The organism is Thiolapillus sp. (assembly GCF_048562965.1).
Classification (GTDB): Bacteria; Pseudomonadota; Gammaproteobacteria; order Chromatiales; family Chromatiaceae; genus Thiolapillus; species Thiolapillus brandeum_A.
This window is the reverse complement of record NZ_JBHNMF010001485.1, coordinates 1-606: the sequence shown is the minus strand read 5'-3', so window position 1 is coordinate 606 and position 606 is coordinate 1. Positions and strand designations below refer to the sequence as shown.

Sequence of the window (606 nt, the reverse complement as noted above, 5' to 3'; positions counted from 1 at the left end):
AACGTGCGCGAATCTGACCCACGATGCGTTGCAACTCGTCCACACTGCCTGATGAGGCATCCTTGTCCGCCGTACGCAACCGGGCGCACAGCAGGTGCTCACCACTGAAGATGTACAGCGGAAGATAGCAATAGCAGCGGTAATAACCGTGGAAGAACCGCCCTTCCTGCTGACCGTGCAGCGGATCGTCGGTTGCATCCAGGTCGAGCCAGATCTCTTGCGGGGGCTTGCGGTACGACTCCAGGAAAAGATCAACCAGCAATCGATCCATGGCGTCACTATCCGCGGCAATCCGCTTGTAGCGGTCTGATGTGGCCGACTCCGGTAGGCCCAACTCAAGACGATTGAGGGTGCTCGAGGCCGCCAGCGGGTTCCCCCGGTCCTGCTTACGCACCCGCTGCTCTCCGGTCAGATCCCGCTTGCCAACCAGCAAGGCCAGGGTGCTGTCCTTGCGCAAGTCATCGTGGTCATTCAAGTCTTCATAACCCAGCGCCAAACCATATACCCGCTGGGCCACCAGATCCCGCACGCTGTGTTCGATGCTCTCGGGGTTGCGGTGATCGGTGAAGCAAGCGGCCAGGCGATCCAGCAGGCCGATACGCTGAT

General features: G+C 60.2%; 1 protein-coding gene. It reads right to left on the bottom strand.

Annotation, left to right across the window (positions count from 1 at the left end; genetic code table 11):
• Positions 1 to 606: transposase (locus ACOCD2_RS25050; protein WP_419582532.1), on the bottom strand; the 606-nt coding region annotated here is incomplete at both ends.